The 18,712-nt window shown below is 63.2% G+C and carries 16 protein-coding genes; 12 read left to right on the top strand and 4 right to left on the bottom strand.

The genetic code is table 11. From position 1 onward, the window contains the following. The first annotated feature begins 7 nt into the window (after positions 1-7). From pcaB to RG2_RS17490, 4 genes are read left to right on the top strand one after another with little or no spacing between them, the layout of a single operon-like run. Positions 8-1,336, top strand: coding sequence for a 3-carboxy-cis,cis-muconate cycloisomerase (gene pcaB, locus RG2_RS17505; RefSeq protein ID WP_033234058.1), 1,329 nt, complete (start codon positions 8-10; stop codon positions 1,334-1,336). Beyond that, a complete protein-coding gene (gene pcaDC / locus RG2_RS17500; protein WP_033234057.1) occupies positions 1,333-2,514 on the top strand; it encodes a bifunctional 3-oxoadipate enol-lactonase/4-carboxymuconolactone decarboxylase PcaDC in 1,182 nt (393 codons plus the stop codon). Before pcaB ends, pcaDC begins: the two co-directional genes overlap by 4 nt. After that, positions 2,511-3,335: an IclR family transcriptional regulator domain-containing protein gene (locus RG2_RS17495; protein WP_033234056.1), complete on the top strand. Its 825-nt coding sequence runs from the start codon at positions 2,511-2,513 to the stop codon at positions 3,333-3,335. The genes pcaDC and RG2_RS17495 overlap by 4 nt, the downstream gene beginning before the upstream one ends. 25 nt (positions 3,336-3,360) lie before the next feature. Then, complete coding sequence (locus RG2_RS17490) at positions 3,361-4,572, top strand: acetyl-CoA C-acetyltransferase (RefSeq protein WP_033234055.1); 1,212 nt, start codon at positions 3,361-3,363, stop codon at positions 4,570-4,572. A gap of 14 nt (positions 4,573-4,586) precedes the next feature. On the opposite strand, the gene RG2_RS17485 is transcribed toward RG2_RS17490, so the two are convergent. From RG2_RS17485 to RG2_RS17470, 4 genes are all read right to left on the bottom strand, one after another. Continuing rightward, entirely contained in the window at positions 4,587-5,411 is an 825-nt protein-coding gene (locus RG2_RS17485) for a crotonase/enoyl-CoA hydratase family protein (RefSeq protein WP_033234054.1), read from the bottom strand. Between the two features lie 214 nt (positions 5,412-5,625). Continuing rightward, positions 5,626-6,996 carry an HNH endonuclease signature motif containing protein gene (locus tag RG2_RS17480; RefSeq protein ID WP_033234053.1) on the bottom strand — a complete coding sequence of 457 codons (1,371 nt, stop codon included), beginning with the start codon at positions 6,994-6,996 and terminating at the stop codon, positions 5,626-5,628. A 138-nt stretch (positions 6,997-7,134) separates the two neighbouring features. Further along, positions 7,135-7,986, bottom strand: coding sequence for a hypothetical protein (locus RG2_RS17475; protein ID WP_033234052.1), 852 nt, complete (start codon positions 7,984-7,986; stop codon positions 7,135-7,137). A gap of 44 nt (positions 7,987-8,030) precedes the next feature. Then, complete coding sequence (locus RG2_RS17470; RefSeq protein WP_033234051.1) at positions 8,031-8,723, bottom strand: SDR family NAD(P)-dependent oxidoreductase; 693 nt, start codon at positions 8,721-8,723, stop codon at positions 8,031-8,033. A gap of 150 nt (positions 8,724-8,873) precedes the next feature. Here RG2_RS17470 and RG2_RS17465 point away from each other — a divergent pair, with 150 nt between their 5' ends. The 8 genes from RG2_RS17465 to RG2_RS17430 all read left to right on the top strand — a co-directional run bounded on the left by RG2_RS17465 (position 8,874) and on the right by RG2_RS17430 (position 18,692). Further along, positions 8,874-9,776, top strand: coding sequence for a LysR family transcriptional regulator (locus RG2_RS17465; RefSeq protein WP_033234050.1), 903 nt, complete (start codon positions 8,874-8,876; stop codon positions 9,774-9,776). Positions 9,777-9,930: 154 nt separating this feature from the next. Beyond that, entirely contained in the window at positions 9,931-11,307 is a 1,377-nt protein-coding gene (locus RG2_RS17460) for an MFS transporter (protein ID WP_033234049.1), read from the top strand. A gap of 67 nt (positions 11,308-11,374) precedes the next feature. Then, positions 11,375-12,256: a shikimate dehydrogenase gene (locus tag RG2_RS17455; RefSeq protein ID WP_033234048.1), complete on the top strand. Its 882-nt coding sequence runs from the start codon at positions 11,375-11,377 to the stop codon at positions 12,254-12,256. A 44-nt stretch (positions 12,257-12,300) separates the two neighbouring features. Next, complete coding sequence (locus RG2_RS17450; protein WP_033234357.1) at positions 12,301-14,253, top strand: oxidoreductase; 1,953 nt, start codon at positions 12,301-12,303, stop codon at positions 14,251-14,253. Further along, the gene (locus RG2_RS17445; protein WP_033234047.1) at positions 14,250-15,074 is read left to right on the top strand and encodes an aldo/keto reductase; all 825 of its coding nucleotides are present in this window, start codon (positions 14,250-14,252) and stop codon (positions 15,072-15,074) included. Before RG2_RS17450 ends, RG2_RS17445 begins: the two co-directional genes overlap by 4 nt. Further along, a complete protein-coding gene (locus RG2_RS17440) occupies positions 15,074-16,168 on the top strand; it encodes a Gfo/Idh/MocA family protein (protein WP_033234046.1) in 1,095 nt (364 codons plus the stop codon). The genes RG2_RS17445 and RG2_RS17440 overlap by 1 nt, the downstream gene beginning before the upstream one ends. Beyond that, on the top strand, positions 16,165-17,892 hold the full coding sequence (locus RG2_RS17435) for an FAD-dependent oxidoreductase (RefSeq protein WP_033234045.1): 1,728 nt from the start codon (positions 16,165-16,167) through the stop codon (positions 17,890-17,892). Before RG2_RS17440 ends, RG2_RS17435 begins: the two co-directional genes overlap by 4 nt. Continuing rightward, positions 17,889-18,692, top strand: a complete 804-nt coding sequence (locus tag RG2_RS17430; protein ID WP_033234044.1) for a sugar phosphate isomerase/epimerase family protein — start codon at positions 17,889-17,891, stop codon at positions 18,690-18,692. The genes RG2_RS17435 and RG2_RS17430 overlap by 4 nt, the downstream gene beginning before the upstream one ends. The last annotated feature ends 20 nt before the right edge of the window (positions 18,693-18,712 follow it).

Raw genomic sequence — 18,712 nt, 5'->3', positions numbered from 1 at the left:
AGTACACATGTCCACTCGCGGCGCACTGTTCGATCCGGTGTTCGGTGCCACCCTGGTATCCGAGCATCTGTCAGACCAGGCGTGGGTGACCGCGTTGCTCGACGTGGAAGCCGCACTGAGCTGTGCGGCGGCCACGATCGGGTTGGCCGACGGTAACCAGTGCGCCGCTGTGGCGGCTGCTGCCGCAGAGCTGTCCAAACCCGGTGGGCTCGACATCGTCGCACTGGGTCGCGCCTCTGCCTCGGGTGGTAATCCGGTGATCCCGCTCGTGAAGATTCTGCGTGAACGTGTTGCTCAGGACGGTATACCTGGCAATGTTGTTCACCCGGGCGCCACCAGCCAGGACATCATGGATTCCGCACTCATGCTGCTGACGCGCCGCGCAGGCTCTGTTGTACTCGCAGATCTGACCTGGGCTGCCGACTCTGCAGCTCGCCTCGCCCGACTCCATCGCTCGACGCCGATGGTGGCGAGAACCCTGGGGCAACAAGCACTTCCGACCACCTTCGGGCTACTGGCAACAAGCTGGTTCACCGCACTCGACGCCGCTGCCAATCGACTCGAGACCGTGCTGTCGACATTGCCCGTTCAATTCGGCGGTGCCGCAGGCACACTCGCCGCGTCGTATCCGAACGGTCTCGCACTCGCCGACGCTTTTGCCGACGAACTCGGCTTGGCTCGGCAGCTTGTTCCGTGGCATACCGATCGCGTGACCATCGCCGAACTGGCAACCACCCTCGGCATCGTCGCCGGGGCCGTATCCAAACCGGCTACAGACATCACCGTCATGGCATCGACGGAGCTTTCCGAAGTTACCGAGAAAACTCCAGGCGGCTCATCCGCCATGCCGCACAAGCAGAATCCGGTTGCCGCCGTTACCGCCCGTGCGGCGGCGCGGCGTGTTCCCGCACTCGTCGCCACAGCGCTGTCCAACATGGATCACGAGTTCGCGCGGGCGGCCGGTCCGTGGCATGCGGAGTGGGAAACCGTCACAGATCTCCTGCGTCTGGCCGGCGGAGCGGCACATCAATTGTGCGTCAGTCTTGCCGGCTTGCAGGTGCATACCGATTCGATGGCACGCAACCTCGACATCACCGGTGGTTTGATTCTTGCCGAACGGGTCACGAAGGCACTCTCGGCGCACACCGATCGTGCTCGTGACATCGTCACCGCCGCAGCCGCTTCCGGCACGCGCTTGGACCGCGACCCGGCAATCACGGAACACCTGACCGCAGCCGAACTTACCGAACTTCTTGATCCAGCACAGTATCTGGGCCACGCCACCGACCTGGTCGACCGAGCCCTCGCCGCACGCCCCACAGGAGGACCCCGATGAGCGTCGCGCTCAACTTTCACCAGACCGGCAATCCCGATGCTCCCGCAGTTGTGTTCCTCGGCTCGCTCGGATCCGATCTCTCCATGTGGGCGCCGCAGATCCATGCGCTGTCGAACCGCTACCGCGTCATCGCCGTCGATCATCGTGGTCACGGTAAGTCCCCGGTACCCGCCGGCCCGTACACCGTCGCGGACCTTGCCGGAGATGTCATCGCTCTGATCGATTCGCTCGAACTCGAGTCGGTTCACCTGGTCGGACTCTCCCTCGGCGGTGCAGTCAGCCAGTGGATCGCCGCGCACCATCCCACTCGCGTCGACACCCTGACATTGCTGTGCACGTCCTCGCAGTTTGCCCCGGCCCAGCCGTGGATCGATCGAGCGCAGACCGTCCGCACCGACGGCATCGCGTCCATTGCCGCAGCTGTTGTCGGCCGCTGGTTCACACCCGGACTTGCCGAAAGCGATCCGGAACTTGTCGCGCGGCATGTGGCGATGGTCGAGGCAACACCCGACGAGGGATACGCTGCCTGCTGCGAAGCACTCTCCGTCTGGGACGGCCGCGGCGACCTCGCCCGAATCGTGGCGCCGACCCTCCTCATCGCGGGTGAGCAGGACCCGTCGACTCCCCCGGCCACCCTGGCAGCGATTGCCGACGGTATTGCCGACTCCGTGATGCACGTCGTCGATCCCGGAGCGCACCTCGCCAATGTCGAGCAGGCCGGACGCGTCACCAAACTCCTTGCGGCGCATATTTCCTCGCACACACCGGCGGTTGCTCAGCGCAGCGCCGCGGTCGCGGCCGGGATGACCGTCCGGCGCCAGGTTCTCGGTGACGCCCACGTCGATCGGTCCATCGCCGGCGCCACCGAGTTCACCGCGCCGTTCCAGGATTTCATCACTCGCACCGCCTGGGGCGACATTTGGTCGCGTCCCGGACTCGATCACCACACACGCAGGCTGCTGACTCTCGCGATACTCACCGCAGTCGGCAACGAGCACGAACTCGACATGCATATCCGCGCCGCACTGCGCAGCGGAATGGATCCGGATCAACTCGTGGAAGTATTTCTCCATACCGCGGTCTATGCGGGTGTGCCGAACAGCAATCAGGCTTTTGCGCTGGGTAAGCAGGCACTCGCGGACCTCACGCCGAAGCCCGAGGAGAACACGACACCATGAGCGAAACCAACAGCGACCAGTCGCCGGGGCCGTCACCCGACTACGTGCAGTCGCTGGCCCGCGGACTGTCCGTCATCAAGGCGTTTGATGGCGAGCACCCCCGGCGCACGCTCAGTGAAGTCGCCCGGACCACCGATCTCACGCGTGCCACAGCGCGTCGGTTTCTGCTCACTCTGGTGGAGCTCCAATACGTACGTACGGATGGTTCGGTGTTCTGGCTGACTCCACGCGTTCTCGAACTCGGGTACAGCTACCTGTCCAGCCTGTCGCTGCCCGAGCTCGCGGGACCGCATCTGGAGGCGCTGTCTGCCAAGGTCCGGGAATCCACCTCGGTCTCCATCCTCGACGGCGACGACGTCGTGTACGTCGCCCGCGTACCGGTCAGCCGCATCATGACGGTTTCCATCACCATCGGCACTCGCTTTCCGGCGTACGCAACGTCCATGGGGCGAGTGCTGCTCGCCGGTCTGCAAGACGACGCACTCGAGCAGTACCTGTCCCGAGTCTCGTTCACACGTCTCACGGGCAAGACCATCTCGACTCCCGAAGAACTACGGGCCGAACTCGACAAGATTCGCGCCGACGGTTACTCAGTGGTCGATCAGGAGCTCGAAGAGGGGTTGCGATCGCTCGCAGCACCGATTCGCGATGCCAACGGCGCCGTGGTTGCCGCGGTGAATATTTCCACCCAGGCTGCCCGCTACAGCACCGAAGCGGTTCTCGCTGAACTTGTTCCGGCTGCGATAGCCACCGCCGACGCGATTTCCGCCGATCTCGGCCGTACTCAATCCTCGAACAATCACTCGGCTGCTACGCGCTGATCGAGCCCACTCCAAGGAAGAACTTATGCCTGACGTCGTCATCTGCGAACCGCTCCGCACACCGGTAGGCCGCTTCGGCGGTGTCTTCCGCGACATCGCACCGGAAGACCTCGCTTCCACCCTCATCACCGAACTCGTCTCGCGCACCGGAATTTCCGGTTCCGATGTGGACGACGTGATCTTGGGGCAGGCATCCCCGAGCGGTGAGGCCCCGGCCATCGGCCGCATTGCCGCGCTCAATGCCGGACTCGGCATCGATGTCCCCGGCATGCAGGTGGATCGGCGCTGCGGATCCGGTTTGCAGGCGATCATCGCGGCAGTCATGCAGGTTCAGTCCGGCGGCAGCGATCTGGTTCTCGCCGGCGGCGCCGAGTCCATGAGTGCGGCCGAGTTCTACGCCACCGGAATGCGTTGGGGCGTCAAAGGTGAAGCCGTGGCGCTCAGTGATCGTCTGGCCCGCGCCCGTGTCACTGCCGGCGGCCGCGATTTCCCGGTTCCCGGAGGCATGATCGAAACCGCAGAGAACTTGCGGGCAGAGTTCTCCATCAGCCGCGAGGATCAGGACGCATTAGCCGTGCAGTCTCATCAGCGCGCAGTCGCCGCCCAGAAGAATGGCATCTTCGCCCAGGAAATCGTTCCGGTCTCCGTACCCCAGCGCAAGGGCGACGCACTCCTCGTCGACACCGACGAGCATCCGCGCGCCGACACCTCGATGGAATCCCTTGCCCGCCTTCGCCCCATGCGCGGCAAGATCGATCCCGACTCCACAGTCACCGCCGGCAACGCCAGCGGCCAGAACGACGGCGCGGCACTCGCCATCGTCACGACCGCCGAGAAGGCCCAGGCGCTCGGCCTGCGTCCCCTTGCCCGCCTTGCCAGTTGGAGTGTTGCCGGTGTTCCACCCCGCACCATGGGCATCGGCCCCGTTCCGGCGTCCGAGAAGGCACTTGGCCGCCTCGGCCTCACCTTGGCAGACATGGACGTCATCGAACTCAACGAAGCCTTTGCCGCACAGGCACTTGCAGTTCTGCGCACCTGGAAACTCGAAGCCGACGACCCCCGCATCAACCCCAACGGCTCCGGCATCTCGCTCGGTCACCCCGTAGGTGCGACCGGCGGACGAATCCTCGCCACCCTGCTGCGCGAAATGGATCGACGGGAAGCCCGCTACGGCCTCGAAACCATGTGCATAGGCGGCGGCCAGGGACTGGCTGCCGTGTTCGAACGCCTCAGCTGAGAATCGCGCGGCACTTATTGCTGAGTGTCGTTTTGCTGAGTGTCGTTCTCGAACCGTCCGTGCCGTCCCGCCCCGGCAGCAAAGGCCGCCGCTCCGCGCGCACCTTCGGCAGCGACAATCGGACTACCAGCAGCACCTTCCGCTCGCAGCGCTTCCGCGAGCGGAAGGTCGAATGACCGGTACGCCGACACCCGGTCCGCCAGCATGCACAGCTGCGGAAACGCAGTGAGCTGCTGCGCCAGTTCTTGCGCTGCTGCCAAGGAGTCACCCACCGGAACAACACGATTCACCAGCCCGAACGAAAGCGCTTCCTGGGCGTCGACGGGCCGCCCCGTCAGGATCATGTCGAGTGCGCGGCCTTGTCCCACTATGCGTGGCAATCGCACGGTTCCGCCGTCGATCAAGGGCACTCCCCAGCGCCGACAGAAAACACCGAAGACCGAGTTTTCCTCACAGACTCGCAGATCGGCCAGCAAGGACAATTCCAGGCCACCGGCTACCGCATATCCACTGACAGCAGCGATCAGCGGTTTCGAAAGCGCCAGCCGACTCGGACCCATCGGCCCCGTTCCGCCGCCTTCCGGGTCGAGTTCATGCAAGCGCGACGGATCATTCACTGCCGTCAGATCTGCTCCGGCGCAGAATGTTCCACCGGCGCCCCAGAGTATTGCGACGTGCGCAGTATCATCGGCTTCGAAGTCCAGAAATGCGTCACGCAGCTGCGCGGCCATCGGCCCGTCGACGGCATTCTTTCGGTCGGGACGATTCATGACGATGGTAGTGACGCCACCCTCGCGCGCTACATAAACATCGCCGTGTGGGCGATCCGAGTCGGTCACTGTGCTTTCCTCACTATCGGCGGACAGTATCCCTCTGTCCACACTGCCACTGTCCACACTGCCACGCAGGAAAATGAATCGTCAGCCGTTCGCGCGATCAAGAACCCGAGAACCAAGAAACAGATACCCGAACCCGCGCATGCGTGTTGGCTTCGCACCGGCTAGCTGGTGATGCGAAGCTCTCACACGGTATTCACTTCCGGTGGAACCGTTTTCAGTCTCGGTGGACTGGTCCTTGGCGGGTGGTGGAGCGGCGGCGTCGTTGTTTCGGGTCGATCGCGGCTGGTGGGATGAACCAGGGTTTGTGATCGGTGCCCATTTTGATTTCCCAGATTCCGCGGAATCCGCTGGTGCTGTGAATCAACCGGTGGTGGCTACGGCAGAGGAGGGTGAGGTTGTCCATCACCGTCAGTCCGCCGGTTGACCAGGGTTGTATATGGTGCGCGTCGCACCACGCCGGTACGGCATCGCAGTTGGGGAAGGCGCAGCCTTTGTCCCGGGCAATCAGTGCGGTGCGTTGTTCCGGTGTGACGAGGCGTTTGTGCGGCGTTGCATCGAGCGGTGCACCGTTGCCGTCCATCAGGACGGTGGAGAGCATGCAGTCGCACGCAAGCATCCGGGTCAGGCTCACACTGAGCGGTCCCATCCACGGCATGTACCCGACATCAAGATCCTCGACATCAGGCTCGTCGTCATCGAAGGCACTGCCGTAGAACTCGCCATCATCCGATGCGGTTTCGCTGCGCATGGTCGCGCATTCGCGATGCTCGGCAAGATCTTTCGCGGTGATATGCACATTCACATGCGGACGCTGACCACCATCAACACCGGTCATGGCATTGTCGAGGTACCGGCGAATCAGTTCTGTGAAGGCGTCGGCGGTTCGTTTGGCAGCTGATCGCTGATCCGGGGTTCCGTCGGCAGCCGGTTTCGGCATCGACAACCCCGAAAGGGCCGATAACATCATTTCGCCGGTCAACGCGTCGAAATCACCCTTGATCGCGACCCGACCGTTCAACGTCGGCGAAATCCGCAAGACGTTGAGATCGTCGTCCTCACCGGGCGGGGTGTCGTCGGATTCGAAGATCCGCTCCAGAACTGCAATCGCATAGCGGAGTTTGATGGTGGTCGCCTCCACACCGGATGCCGCAGCGAGAAGAGTCTTCATACAGGACGGTAACGCCCTGTCCGGCATTCCTTTTGGTGGAGATTCACAGAACGCGACGATTATTGCCGCATGATCGAGCGAGAGATCGCCGGCCTCGAATTGGACAGTTATATCCGGGAATACCCGCAGTGCGGCACCGAGAGCAGCGATTTTGTTACCGGCTGCGTTCTGCAGCATCGTGTTCGCCGCCAACCAGCGACCAACACCGCGGTAGCACAGCACCTGCTCATCAGGATTGAGCGCCAACTCGTCTACTGCGGCAACCCGAATCGCTTCCAGCCGAAGAATTTCCGCCGATGCACAGACGGCAACGTCCCGAACCTCGGCCGGACGCAACCGCCACAACATGCCACGCACACCCGTCGCGGAACCAGCGACAACATCCCCCACCGAAACAAAATCGTTCACCGTAGTCATCAGAGCATCCCCACCCTTGACTCAAGTATACTCGAACACCTTTTCGATTCAAGGAATATTTCGGGCACATTCGGCCGAATATTGCTTGTAGCCAGGAGTATTGATCAAACGAGAGATGGCACCCTACTCCCCCACCGCCTATCGAGGATCCATCCGATAATGCAACGCCATGGCCCGGGCGCGCCACAGACGCAATTCGTGATCGGTTCGCAGAACACCTTCCGAGTCTTCGAACACGTGGAATCGCTCATGGATCGGAATCCTTGCCGCATAGACCTTTCCATTCTCCACGACAGTGACGTATGCCCCTATGTCCCCGAATTCTCCTTGCCCCGAGGTGAGTAGCAGGGAACCGTCGTCGCAGACTTCGGGGTGCAGGAACACCTGAACATTCCCAGACTCCAGCGGGAACGAGACATGGACACAGGGTTGAGAACTGTTCGGCAGCAACGTGATTCGGTAGTACCCACTGAAGAGATAGTCACCTGACTTTCGCAGTGTCCGCAGCCAGGCCGAACCCGCATGCCTGCCGTCGGCATCCGCTACGCGTGTAATCGAACTGTCGACGCCATACGCAACTGACATCGGGTTTACGGGCAGCGCAAGTTGCTGCACGCGCCGACCGTAGAACCGCTCGACCAGCGACCCCCACGGCGCAAATCCCGGCGCCCATTGTGTCCACGCCTGCATTCGCCACGTCGAGGTTCGCTCGTAGAAATCACGGATGGACGGCGTCAACCGCGACGGATCAAAATCCGGCCCCGCCAATGCATCCATGCGTGGTAGGAGACCCTCGACCGCTGCCCCCACACCAACCGTGCCACCGATACGCAACGCTTCGGTGTGAATCCAACTGTCTTCCACCGGACCGCGCACCGCTGTCGGCGCTTGCAACCACGTATCTTCGGACAGGTCGATTTTGCGGCCGACTACACGCCAGAACACACGCGTCGCGCGATCTGCAACAGGCCACAGACGTTCACCCGCCATCGACGTCCCCCTCGCCTTGGTGCCCGGTCATCTCCACCTGGACACTAGTACGTTGCACGACCTCCGCTGGCGTCGTACACCGCACCGGTCGAGTAACTCACCGCCGTCGAGGACAACCAGCCGATCAGCTCGGCAATTTCGTCCGACTTCCCCATCCGCGACATCGGCGTCAGACTCTGCGACCGAGCGAGAATTGCGGGGTCGGTGCCCGCGTTCATCGGACTTTCGACGGCGGCCGGAGCCACGGCGTTGACCAGGACTCCGGTTGTCGCGATCTCCTTGCCCAGCGACTTTGTCAGAGCAATGACGGCAGCTTTCGACGCGGAGTACGCACTCTGGTTGGGATTACCGTCTTTTGCGGCAATGCTCGCCAGATTCACAATGCGCCCCCAACCTGATGCGGCCATGCCGGGTACAAAGGCGCGGCACATGAGGAAGGTTCCTTCCACGTTGATTCGGAATGTGCGCTGCCAGTCGGCGAGCGAGACATCGACCAGCGGCGCCGACGGACCCACGATGCCGGCACTGTTGATCAAGATGTCGACCTTGCCGATGCGCGCACGCAACTCGCCAACTGCAGCCGGATCGGTCACGTCGAGACGTTCGTCGGCTCCCTCCGCGATGTCAGCGGTAATTGTTCGAACACCGTTGTCGGACAATAGTTTCGAACATGCGGCACCAATTCCGCTGGCACCGCCGGTAATCAGCGCAACTGCACCTTCTGGATAGCTCTGCATCAGTCTCGTCTCCCGGAGATCATGTGCGCTCAGCGCTCAATTTAAGCTACAAATAGATATAATCTGCGTCACACTGTGTACGATTTTCGAATATATGACGTCGGGCAGAGTCGTCAAAATCAACAGTCGACATCAACGAAGGACACATCGATGGAAATTCGCTGGTTGCACGCGTTTGTCGCGGTCGCGGAAGAGCTACATTTCGGCCGCGCGGCGTCACGGCTGCAAATGGCTCAGTCGCCCCTGAGCCAGATGATTCGCAAGCTCGAGAAGAACATCGGCGTGCAACTGTTCGAGCGCAGTACTCGCACCGTCGCGCTCACCTCCGGTGGGCACGCTTTCCTGCCACACGCCTATCGCGTTCTCGAAAACATGGAAACCGCCCGTCAAGCCACCCGCGCGTCCACCGGCGGCGTGTACGGCCGTGTCGCGATCGGATTCACCGGCGTGCTCAACCACCAGGCGTTGCCGCCGTTGACGCGCGCATTGCGCCAGCGGTACCCCGAGGTCGAATTGACCCTCCTGGGCCGCATCATGACCCGAGACGCCGTGACACAACTCGAGAGCGGCGCATTGGACCTGGCGTTTGTCGGGTTGCCGGTGGCGGCGGCGCCGTTGTCCACCCGCCTGATTCGCCGCGAAGCCTTTGGCGTCGTACTGCCGATCGATCACCGGTTGGCCGCCGAGAGCGAAATCGACCTACGCGAATTGGCCGACGACGGATTTGTCACCACACCCATGTCGGCCGGTTCTGCCCTGCAGGAGACGGCAATGCGGGCCTGCATGAATGCGAACTTCCGCCCGCGCGTGGTCCAGGAAATCACCGACCCCTACATGATCCTGATGCTCGTTGCGGCGGGAGTCGGCGTCGCCTTGATGCCGTCTGGCATGGCCGGCATTACCCCTCCCGGCAGCGTCTTCGTTCCCCTCACCGGCGAACCGACGTACATGAACCACGGAATCGCCTGGTCACCGCGTCACATGACTGACGCGCTCGCAGTTGCCCTCGCAACCTCGGAGGAAATCCTCCCCACTCCCGAGATTGAGACGTAATTCGACATTATCTGAGACTCATTTAGTGTTGGACGCGCCATAGTCCTTCATGGCAAGGTCGTCTCAGCCGCCGAAAGGTGAGGGACGTCACCGCAGCGTGACGCATCACGACACGTGCCACCACCGTCGGCCAATCGGGACGAAAGGACTACCCATGGCGCCTCCGCCTACCCCCGCAGTTTCCACGACCGGGACCGACGAAAAGCCGAACTCCAACGCTCGGCGTGCCGCAGTGTCGGGCTTCCTCGGAAGCACCCTCGAGTACTACGACTTCTTCATCTACGGCTCCGCCGCCGCACTGGTGTTTCCCACGATCTTCTTTCCCGGCGGAGGCTCCACCGCCACGCTGCTCTCCATCAGCACCCTGGGCGTGGCCTACGTCGCCCGCCCGCTCGGCGCAGTGCTGTGGGGACACCTCGGTGACCGCTACGGTCGCAAGAACGCACTCCTCGCGTGCCTTCTGCTCATGGGAGTCGCGACCGTCGTCGTCGGCTGCCTGCCGACGTACGAGCAGATCGGCATTGCAGCGCCGATCATCCTCGTCTTACTTCGCCTCCTCCAAGGCCTGTCTGCGGGTGGAGAATCACCCGGCTCCTCAGCACTGACACTCGAACACTCACCGGATCACCGCCGTTCGTTCTTCACGTCGTTCACCATGAGCGGCATCATGTTCGGCATCGTCATCTCGAGCCTGGTATTCATCCCGGTAGCAAGCCTGCCCGACGAAGACCTTTACTCCTGGGGCTGGCGAGTTCCCTTCTGGCTCAGCATCATCGTGACCGTCGTTGCACTCTGGCTGCGACGCGCACTCGACGAGCCTGAGGTATTCGAAGAGCTCAAGGAACAGGACAACACGGCAGGAATTCCCGTCGTCGAGATGTTCCGCTCGCACTGGCGCACCGTGATTCGCATCAGCATGAGTTCGACCTTCGCGATGATCAACACCATCGTCAACGTCTTTGCCCTGGCCTACGCCGTCGAATCCGGCTTCGAACGCTCGACGATGCTCTGGGCAATTGCCACGGCCAACTTCGTTGCGGTACTTACCCAGCCGCTGTTCGGCATTCTGTCCGATCGCTACGGCCGCAAGCCCATCTTCGTCATCGGCGCAATCGGCGCCGGCCTGATGGTCTTCGTTTTCTTCCACTCGATCGGAACCCAAAGCGTTCCCATGGTTTTCGCTTCGGGAATCGTCATGATCGGCATCTTCTACGCGATGCCCAATGGCACCTACCCGGCGTACTTCCCGGAGCAGTTCCCCGCCAAGGTTCGCTACACCGGTATGGCCGTGAGCCTCATGCTCGGACTTCTCGTCGCCGGCTTCACACCGGCAATCGCCCAGGCGATTTCCGCAGGCGACAAGAGCAACTGGACACCGGTCGCGTGGATGTGCCTCGGCTTTGCGGTCGTCTCCGCCATCGCCGCGATGTGCGGTCCGGAAACCTATCGGACGCCGACCGCAGAACTCGGCGAACCGAAATCAGTCACGCTCACGAAGCAAGACCCAGAGCTCACCAGCAACAACGCTTGACCGGACCGGCCCCTCGCGCTGACTTCGCGCCGCGAGGGGCCGTCCCCACTTATGCAGGAGAAATGTCATGCCTACCGAATCCACCCGTCACCGGATCGGCCTTGTCGGCGCGGGAATCACCACCTCACTCTCGCCGGCGCTGCACTCCCACGAAGCGGCAGCACTCGGTCTCGCCGCCTACAGCTACGAACTGATCGACCTCGAGGCAAGGAACGTCTCGGTCGAGAAGACCGGCGAGTTGGTTCGCGCCGCCGTCACCGGTGGTTTCACCGGGCTGAACATCACGCACCCGTGCAAGCAAGTTGTCGTGGACGCCCTCGACGAACTGTCCGACAACGCCCGACTGCTCGGCGCCGTCAACACGGTTGTGGTCGACAACGGCCGTCTGATCGGCCACAACACCGATCACAGTGGATTCCTCACCGCACTTCAACGCGGGCTACCTGACGCCACCTTGGATCGAGTGGTCCTCGCCGGCGCCGGCGGGGCAGGTTCGGCAGTTGCCTACGCGCTGGCGGCAGCCGGTACGACGGATCTCCGCATCGCCGACGTCGACTCAGAACGCGCTGCCGATGTATGTTCACGCGTTGCCTCGGCTTTCCCTGACACGCGCACAACGGCTTTGGCGATTGGTGAGATCGCCGATAACCTGGCGACAAGCGACGGCGTCGTCAATGCGTCTCCGATCGGTATGGTCGGCCATCCCGGAACTCCGTTCGACCCCGCTGCGCTCCACTCCGGCTTGTGGGTCGCGGACATCGTCTATCGGCCGATGCGCACCGAATTACTCGACGCTGCAATCGCTCTCGGGTGCCAGGTGCTCGACGGCGGCCAGATGCTGGTGGCTCAAGCCTCTGACACCTTCACACTTCTGACGGGCATCGAAGCTGACACGGATCGGATGCGCACCCACCTGAGCGACATGCTCTCCGAGATGGCCAGCGCATGAGCACAGTCGAACACTCACTCTCGCAAACTGCTCCAGGAGCACTGATGAACGCAACCCAACCGTTCGCCGAACCCCTCGACATGGGCAGCGTCCGCCTTCGGAACCGATTCGTATCTGCTCCGATGGAACGCAATTACTGCGAAGTCGACGGCACCATGACGGACGAGTACATCGCATATCTCGCTCGCCGCGCCGAAGGTGGTGCGGCACTGATCTTCACCGAGGCGAGCTACGTGCGCGCCGACGGCAAAGGCCGCATCCGGCAGATGGGCGTCGACGTCGACGAGCGCATTCCCGGTATCAAGAAGATGGCCGACGCGATCCACGCTCACGGCGCCCTCGTCGGAGTCGAACTCAACCACGGTGGACGTACGGCGCAAGGTTCTGTCAGCGGGTTTGTTCCTGTTGCCCCGACACCGATTCCGTGTTTGGTTGTCGGCGGCGAGATGCCAGAACAACTCGACGCCGACGACATCGAGCACATCATCGAATGTTTCGGTGAAGCCGCAGCGCGCTGCCAACAGGCGGGCGTCGACGTCATCTCCCTGCACGGTGGCCACGGGTATCTGATCCACCAGTTCCTCTCCCCTGCTTACAATCACCGCGACGACGAGTGGGCCGACCCCACCTTGTTCGTCAACAAGGTCATCGCCTCCGTCCACGAGCATGCTCCGGGAATCACTCTGGGACTTCGATTCTCAGCCTTCGAAGGCATTGACGGCGGACTCGACGCCGAGATGACCCGCTCTCGCATCGACGCCATCGACACCGACCGACTCGATTTCCTCGACGTCTCGGCCGGCAACTACGAAGCGGGACAGTGGATCATCCAGCCCGGTGAATGGTCCCGTGGACTCCTCGCGCCGTACTCCGAGCAGTACCAGCGCGACTTCGACATCCCGGTGGGCGTGGCCGGACGCATCACGTCGCCGGAGATCGCCGCGCAGATCATCGAATCCGGGCAGGCCAACTTCGTCAGCATGGCCCGTACGTTGCACGCCGATCCGGACTTCCCGAATCGCGCTATCGACGGTGGCCGCTACCGCCCGTGCATCGCCTGCAACTACTGCATCGACAGCCTGGCTGCCGGTCCCATTCCCTGCTCCGTCAACCCGTGGGTCGGCCGTGAACTGGATCAGCCTACAAAGCCGGCTGATGCCACCGTGCGGGTCGCCGTCATCGGTGCCGGTCCGTCCGGAATGGCCGCTGCCCGCGACCTGGCACTTGCCGGTCACCGCGTCGACCTGTACGACGAACGACCCAGCCTCGGTGGCGACTTCGCTCTGGCATCGAAGCTGCACGAGTATCCCGAATACGGGCGGATCGTGGACTGGTACCTCGCGGAACTGGTCGAACTCGGGGTGCAGTGCCACACCTCGACCAGAGCTGACGCAGCATTGCTCGCAAACAGTGACTTCGACGCGATCGTCCTTGCTGCCGGTGGGCACGGTCCCGTGACTGACCTCCCCGGCGCGCAGACCCGAACCGTCCGTGACGTTCGCGAGTTCCTGGTTTCCGGAGATCCGGCCCCCGAGGCAATCACCATTTTCGGCGCCGACCGCGAGGCTGCTGCCGTCGCAGACGATCTGCTTCAGAAGGGCACCCAGGTCGTCATGATCGGGCCGCAGGAAACCATCGCACACGACGTCGGCCGACGCGGCAAGATCGTACTGCTGCCGCGACTCGCCGCAAGTGAGAACCTCACGACCTACCTGCGCTCGATCGTCACGAAGGTCGACGCCGATCGGGTCACGATCTCGACAGACGGTGTACTGAGCGAAGTCGACGCCCCCGGCGAGCTGCTGATCTCACAGGGCGTCGAGCCGCGCTCGGAGCTTCTGGCCGAACTACGTTCACTGGCACCACGACTCGGGGTCCATACCGTCGGCGACGCGAGCGGTGACGGCGGATCCATCCATGCCGCACTCGTGACCGCAGCCGACGTTGCCGTCGCCATCACCGCCGCCGCTGCGGCCCGTCAGGAGGTTCACGCATGAGCGCACACACAGCCGCACCGGTGGCAACTGCGTTGCCACCCATCGGACTCGGAACCTGGCCACTGGTCGGTGCCGACGCCACGAAGTCGGTACTCTCCGGAATCGAGGCCGGGTACCGCCTCATCGACACCGCCGCGATCTACGGCAACGAGGACGCCGTCGGCGTAGCGTTGGCGGAGTCTGCTCTACCGCGAGAAGAACTGTTCGTCACCACCAAACTTCGTGGAAACGACCAGGTTTCCGGTGACATCCGCGGAGCGCTCGAGCAGAGCCTGGAACGACTGGGACTGGATCAACTCGATCTGTTCCTGATCCACTGGCCGCTCCCGCGAATCGATCGCTACGTTGCGTCGTTCGAGGCGATGCTGGCCTGCCGCGACGCCGGACTGGTTCGGTACGTGGGTGTGTCGAACTTCCTGGAGCACCACCTGCGCCGCGTCGTCGCCGAAACCGGTGAGGCACCGGCAGTCAACCAGATTCAGATGGACCCGTCGCTCGCGCGAATTCCGGTGCGCCGCGCCAACGACGAACTCGGAATCTTCACGCAGTCGTGGAGCCCGCTCGGCCGCGGCGATGTGCTCGACAACGCCGTGGTCGGGGAGATCGCCGGTCGAATCGGTTGCACCCCAGCTCAAGTGGTCCTCGCTTGGCACGTCGCGCAGGGTGTGGTTCCGGTCGCGCGATCAGCGAACCCGACGCGCCAAGCCGAGAACCTGGCAGCACTCGACGTGACCCTATCCGGCGAGGACATCGAAGCACTGAACAGTCTCGACCGCGGCGAGTCTGCGGCACGGGACGTCGAAGCAGAGGAACACTTCTGATGACATTGAAAGTCGGAATCGTCGGTTGCGGCAAGATCGCCGGCAACCATGCCCGCGCCCTGCAACAAGTACCCGGTGTCGAGGTAATCGGCTGCTGCGATCCCGATCTCGGACGCGCCCGGGAGTTCGCGGCAACGCATGACATTCCCGCAGCCGTGAGTTCAGTGGAGCAACTTCTCGCCCTCGGACTCGACGTCTGCACCGTCTGCACGCCGCACCCGGTACATGAAGAGGTAGTCGTGGCCGCTGCCGAAGCGGGTGTACATGTGTTGTGCGAGAAGCCCATCGCGGTCGATGTTGCTGCCGCCGACCGCATGATCGAGGCCGCCGACCGCGCCGGTATCACCTTCGGCGTCCTCTTCCAACGCCGCTTCTGGCCGGCCGCGCGTCGTATCCGGGACGCCATCGACGACGGCCGGATCGGACTGCCCACGCTCGGCGAGGCGTCGGTGATCCTGCACCGCCCATCGAGTTACTACTCGGCCGACGCGTGGCGCGGACGCTGGGACACCGACGGCGGTGGCGTGCTCATGACGCAGGCCGTGCACCAGATCGACATGCTGGCCTGGTTCATGGGCGAGGCTGTCTCGGTCAGCGGCTTCATCCGCACCCACACCCACGGTGAGCACATCGAGACCGAGGACAGTGCGTCAGCTGTGATCTCCTTTGCCTCGGGCGGCACCGCCACCGTCACCGCGACTACCGGTGCCAATCACAACCTGGGCAACCGCGTCTCGGTGATCGGGCGCACCGGTGCCATCGCCAGCGTCCTCGAGTTCCCTGAAGGGCACGAGGGTGTCAACGAAATCTGGACCGTGCCGGGCGAAGTGGAGTTCCAGTCGCCGTATTCCGCCGACATAGACGCCAATCTCGATGTGGGAGCGGTTAATGCGGCACTCACCGACTTCCACACCTTGCAGGTACAGGACTTCGCCGACGCCGTCCTGACCGGGCGCGAACCCGCCGTCACCGGCCGGGACGCCCGCGCATCACTTGCCATCATCGCCGCAATCTACGAATCGTCTCGAACGGGCAAGGTTGTCGAGCTGACATCGACACCGACCCTCGCAACAACTGCCAAGGAGCAGAAATGAGTAGCAGTACCCCCCTCACCTACGACGTGGTTGTCGTGGGCTCCGGCGCAGGCGGGCTTTCCACCGCAATTGCCGCAGCACATGGCGGCGCGTCGGTACTCGTTGTCGAGAAGGCCGACACCTGCGGCGGCGCAACGGCCTGGTCAGGCGGGTGGATGTGGACCCCGCGCAACATGTTTGCCATCGCCGATGGGGTTGTCGAGGATCGGTCGGCGCCGCGGACATATCTGGAGAACCGACTCGGCGACAACTTCGACGCTGCCAAGGTGGATGCACTCCTCGACGGCGCACCGGAGATGGTCGAGTTCTTCGAACGCAAGACCGCGCTGAAGTTCGTTCCCGGAGCCAAGATCGCCGACATTCACGGCGACACACCGGGAGCCGGCACGGGTCATCGTTCCGTCGGACCGAAACCGGTGAGCTTGCGAAAGCTCGGACCCGACGTCGCGGCGCTGCTACGTCGACAGTTGTACGAGACGTCGTTCCTCGGCATGGGCATCATGGCTGGTCCTGATCTGCAGGCTTTCCTGCACTCGACCCGCTCACCAAAAGCTTTTGTGCACTGTGGTGTTCGCGTGACAAAGCACATGTTCGATCTCGCCACCAAGCGCCGTGGCCAGCAACTCGTCAACGGCAGTGCGCTTGTCGGCATGATGCTTCGCTCAGCGCTCGATCTCGGCGTCGAGATTCGGGTGAAAACGTCGGCAACATCGCTGCAGACTGACGATGACGGTCGCGTTGTCGGTGTCCGCCTCGAAGGCCCCGATGGCGCCTACTCGGTGAGTGCCCGACGTGGTGTCGTCCTTGCCACCGGCGGCTTCGCCCAGGACATCGACCGCCGACGTGAACTGTTCCCCCGTACCCCCACCGGAAACGAGCACTGGTCACTCACTCCGAAGACAACCACCGGCGACGGCATCACCCTCGGCGAATCCGTGGGTGGTCGCCTCGACCGCACTCTTGCCTCCCCCGTCGCGTACTGCCCCGTCTCCATCGTTCGCTACCGCAACGGCAAGGAAGGTGTGTTCCCGCACATCCTCGACCGCGGAAAGCCCGGTGTCATCGGAGTTCTCGCGAACGGTAAGCGTTTTGTCAACGAAGCACTCGGCTACCACGACTACACCCTCGCGATGGTCGAGCAGGTTCCCGAGGGAGACGAGGTGTGCTCGTGGTTGATCGCGGATCAGCAGTATGTGCGCTACCTCCCGCTGGGCATGGCCAAACCCCTGCCGATCCCGATCCAGCCGTACCTGCGCTCGGGATACCTGACACGGGCTCGCACTGTTCGCGAACTGGCGGAGAAGATCGGCGTTGATCCGACGCAGTTGGAAAAGACAATCGAGGCATTCAATGTCGGGGCGGTGGCCGGTGAAGACCCCGAGTTCGGTCGCGGCACAACGCCGTTCAACCGGGGATCCGGCGATACCGCCAACCCCTGGCCGAACCCGTCGCTTGCACCCTTACAGAAGGGTCCGTACTACGCGGTGAAAGTGGTGCCAGGGAGTTTCGGGACCTTCGCCGGACTTGTCACCGACTCGTCGTCGCAGGTTCTCGACGACAACGACCGCCCCATCGAGGGATTGCTCGCCGTCGGCGTCGATCAGGCCAGCGTGATGGGCGGGCACTACCCGTCCGGCGGCATCAACCTCGGCCCGGCTATGACGTTCGGTTATCTGGCAGGTCGGGAACTGGCCGGAGCCAAGACAGTTGGAGCGCACGCATGACACTCTCACTCGGACTGGCAGCCCTCACGGTGCTCGATACCGCACCGATGCAGCACGTCGACTTGGCCGAAAAGCACGGCTTCGACACCATCGGCATCCGCCTGATGCCCGCGGCACCAGGTACGACGGCCTACCCTCTGCACGAGGACAAGCAGTCGTTGGACGAACTGGTGCGTCGACTGGATGATGCACCCGTAGAGGTATTCGACCTCGAAATCATCCGCCTTGCAGCCGACTTCGACCCCGCCGACTATGTTCCGCTTCTCGAAGCGGGTGCACAGCTCGGAGCCAAGGCCGTTCTGGTGGGCGGCGACGATCGCGACCGCGCTCGGCTCACGGACTCCTATGCCCGCCTCGCGGAACTGTGCGCGAACTACGGCATCGTCGCCTCGCTCGAATTCATGCCGTGGACTGCGGTGCCCGATGCGCGCGCTGCCATCGAGATCGTCTCGGCGGCAGACGGTCCGGCTCGTAGTGTCCTGGTCGACGCACTCCACACCGACCGCTCGGCGACCACACTGGAGGATCTTGCGTCCATCCCGCGCGAGTGGCTTCACTACGCCCAGATGTGCGACGGTTCGACCCCCGCTCCCACCGATGACGCAGAACTGATCCGTCACGCCCGCGAAGAGCGTCTGGTGCCCGGCACCGGCGGCATCGCCCTGGCCGACATCTGGTCGACCCTGCCTGCCGGACTGCCGGTCAGCATCGAATTGCCCAACGAACCGCTACGTCAGGCCGTCGGCACCGACGCCTGGCTCGAACGCCTGGTCACGGCCACGCGAGAAGTACTGGCCTAGCGGCCCTGTGCGCCTTTTTG

The sequence above is a fragment of the Rhodococcus globerulus NBRC 14531 genome, assembly GCF_001894805.1.
Lineage (GTDB): Bacteria > Actinomycetota > Actinomycetes > Mycobacteriales > Mycobacteriaceae > Rhodococcus_F > Rhodococcus_F globerula.
Note: the sequence above shows the minus strand (reverse complement) of the source record. Positions and strands in the feature narration are given on the sequence as shown.

Coding starts and splice junctions, on each gene's coding strand:
- pcaB (WP_033234058.1), top strand. CDS start 8: ATGTCCACTCGCGGCGCACTGTTCGATCCGGTGTTCGGTGCCACCCTG.
- pcaDC (WP_033234057.1), top strand. CDS start 1,333: ATGAGCGTCGCGCTCAACTTTCACCAGACCGGCAATCCCGATGCTCCC.
- RG2_RS17495 (WP_033234056.1), top strand. CDS start 2,511: ATGAGCGAAACCAACAGCGACCAGTCGCCGGGGCCGTCACCCGACTAC.
- RG2_RS17490 (WP_033234055.1), top strand. CDS start 3,361: ATGCCTGACGTCGTCATCTGCGAACCGCTCCGCACACCGGTAGGCCGC.
- RG2_RS17480 (WP_033234053.1), bottom strand. CDS start 6,996: ATGACTACGGTGAACGATTTTGTTTCGGTGGGGGATGTTGTCGCTGGT.
- RG2_RS17475 (WP_033234052.1), bottom strand. CDS start 7,986: ATGGCGGGTGAACGTCTGTGGCCTGTTGCAGATCGCGCGACGCGTGTG.
- RG2_RS17470 (WP_033234051.1), bottom strand. CDS start 8,723: ATGCAGAGCTATCCAGAAGGTGCAGTTGCGCTGATTACCGGCGGTGCC.
- RG2_RS17465 (WP_033234050.1), top strand. CDS start 8,874: ATGGAAATTCGCTGGTTGCACGCGTTTGTCGCGGTCGCGGAAGAGCTA.
- RG2_RS17460 (WP_033234049.1), top strand. CDS start 9,931: ATGGCGCCTCCGCCTACCCCCGCAGTTTCCACGACCGGGACCGACGAA.
- RG2_RS17455 (WP_033234048.1), top strand. CDS start 11,375: ATGCCTACCGAATCCACCCGTCACCGGATCGGCCTTGTCGGCGCGGGA.
- RG2_RS17450 (WP_033234357.1), top strand. CDS start 12,301: ATGAACGCAACCCAACCGTTCGCCGAACCCCTCGACATGGGCAGCGTC.
- RG2_RS17445 (WP_033234047.1), top strand. CDS start 14,250: ATGAGCGCACACACAGCCGCACCGGTGGCAACTGCGTTGCCACCCATC.
- RG2_RS17440 (WP_033234046.1), top strand. CDS start 15,074: ATGACATTGAAAGTCGGAATCGTCGGTTGCGGCAAGATCGCCGGCAAC.
- RG2_RS17435 (WP_033234045.1), top strand. CDS start 16,165: ATGAGTAGCAGTACCCCCCTCACCTACGACGTGGTTGTCGTGGGCTCC.
- RG2_RS17430 (WP_033234044.1), top strand. CDS start 17,889: ATGACACTCTCACTCGGACTGGCAGCCCTCACGGTGCTCGATACCGCA.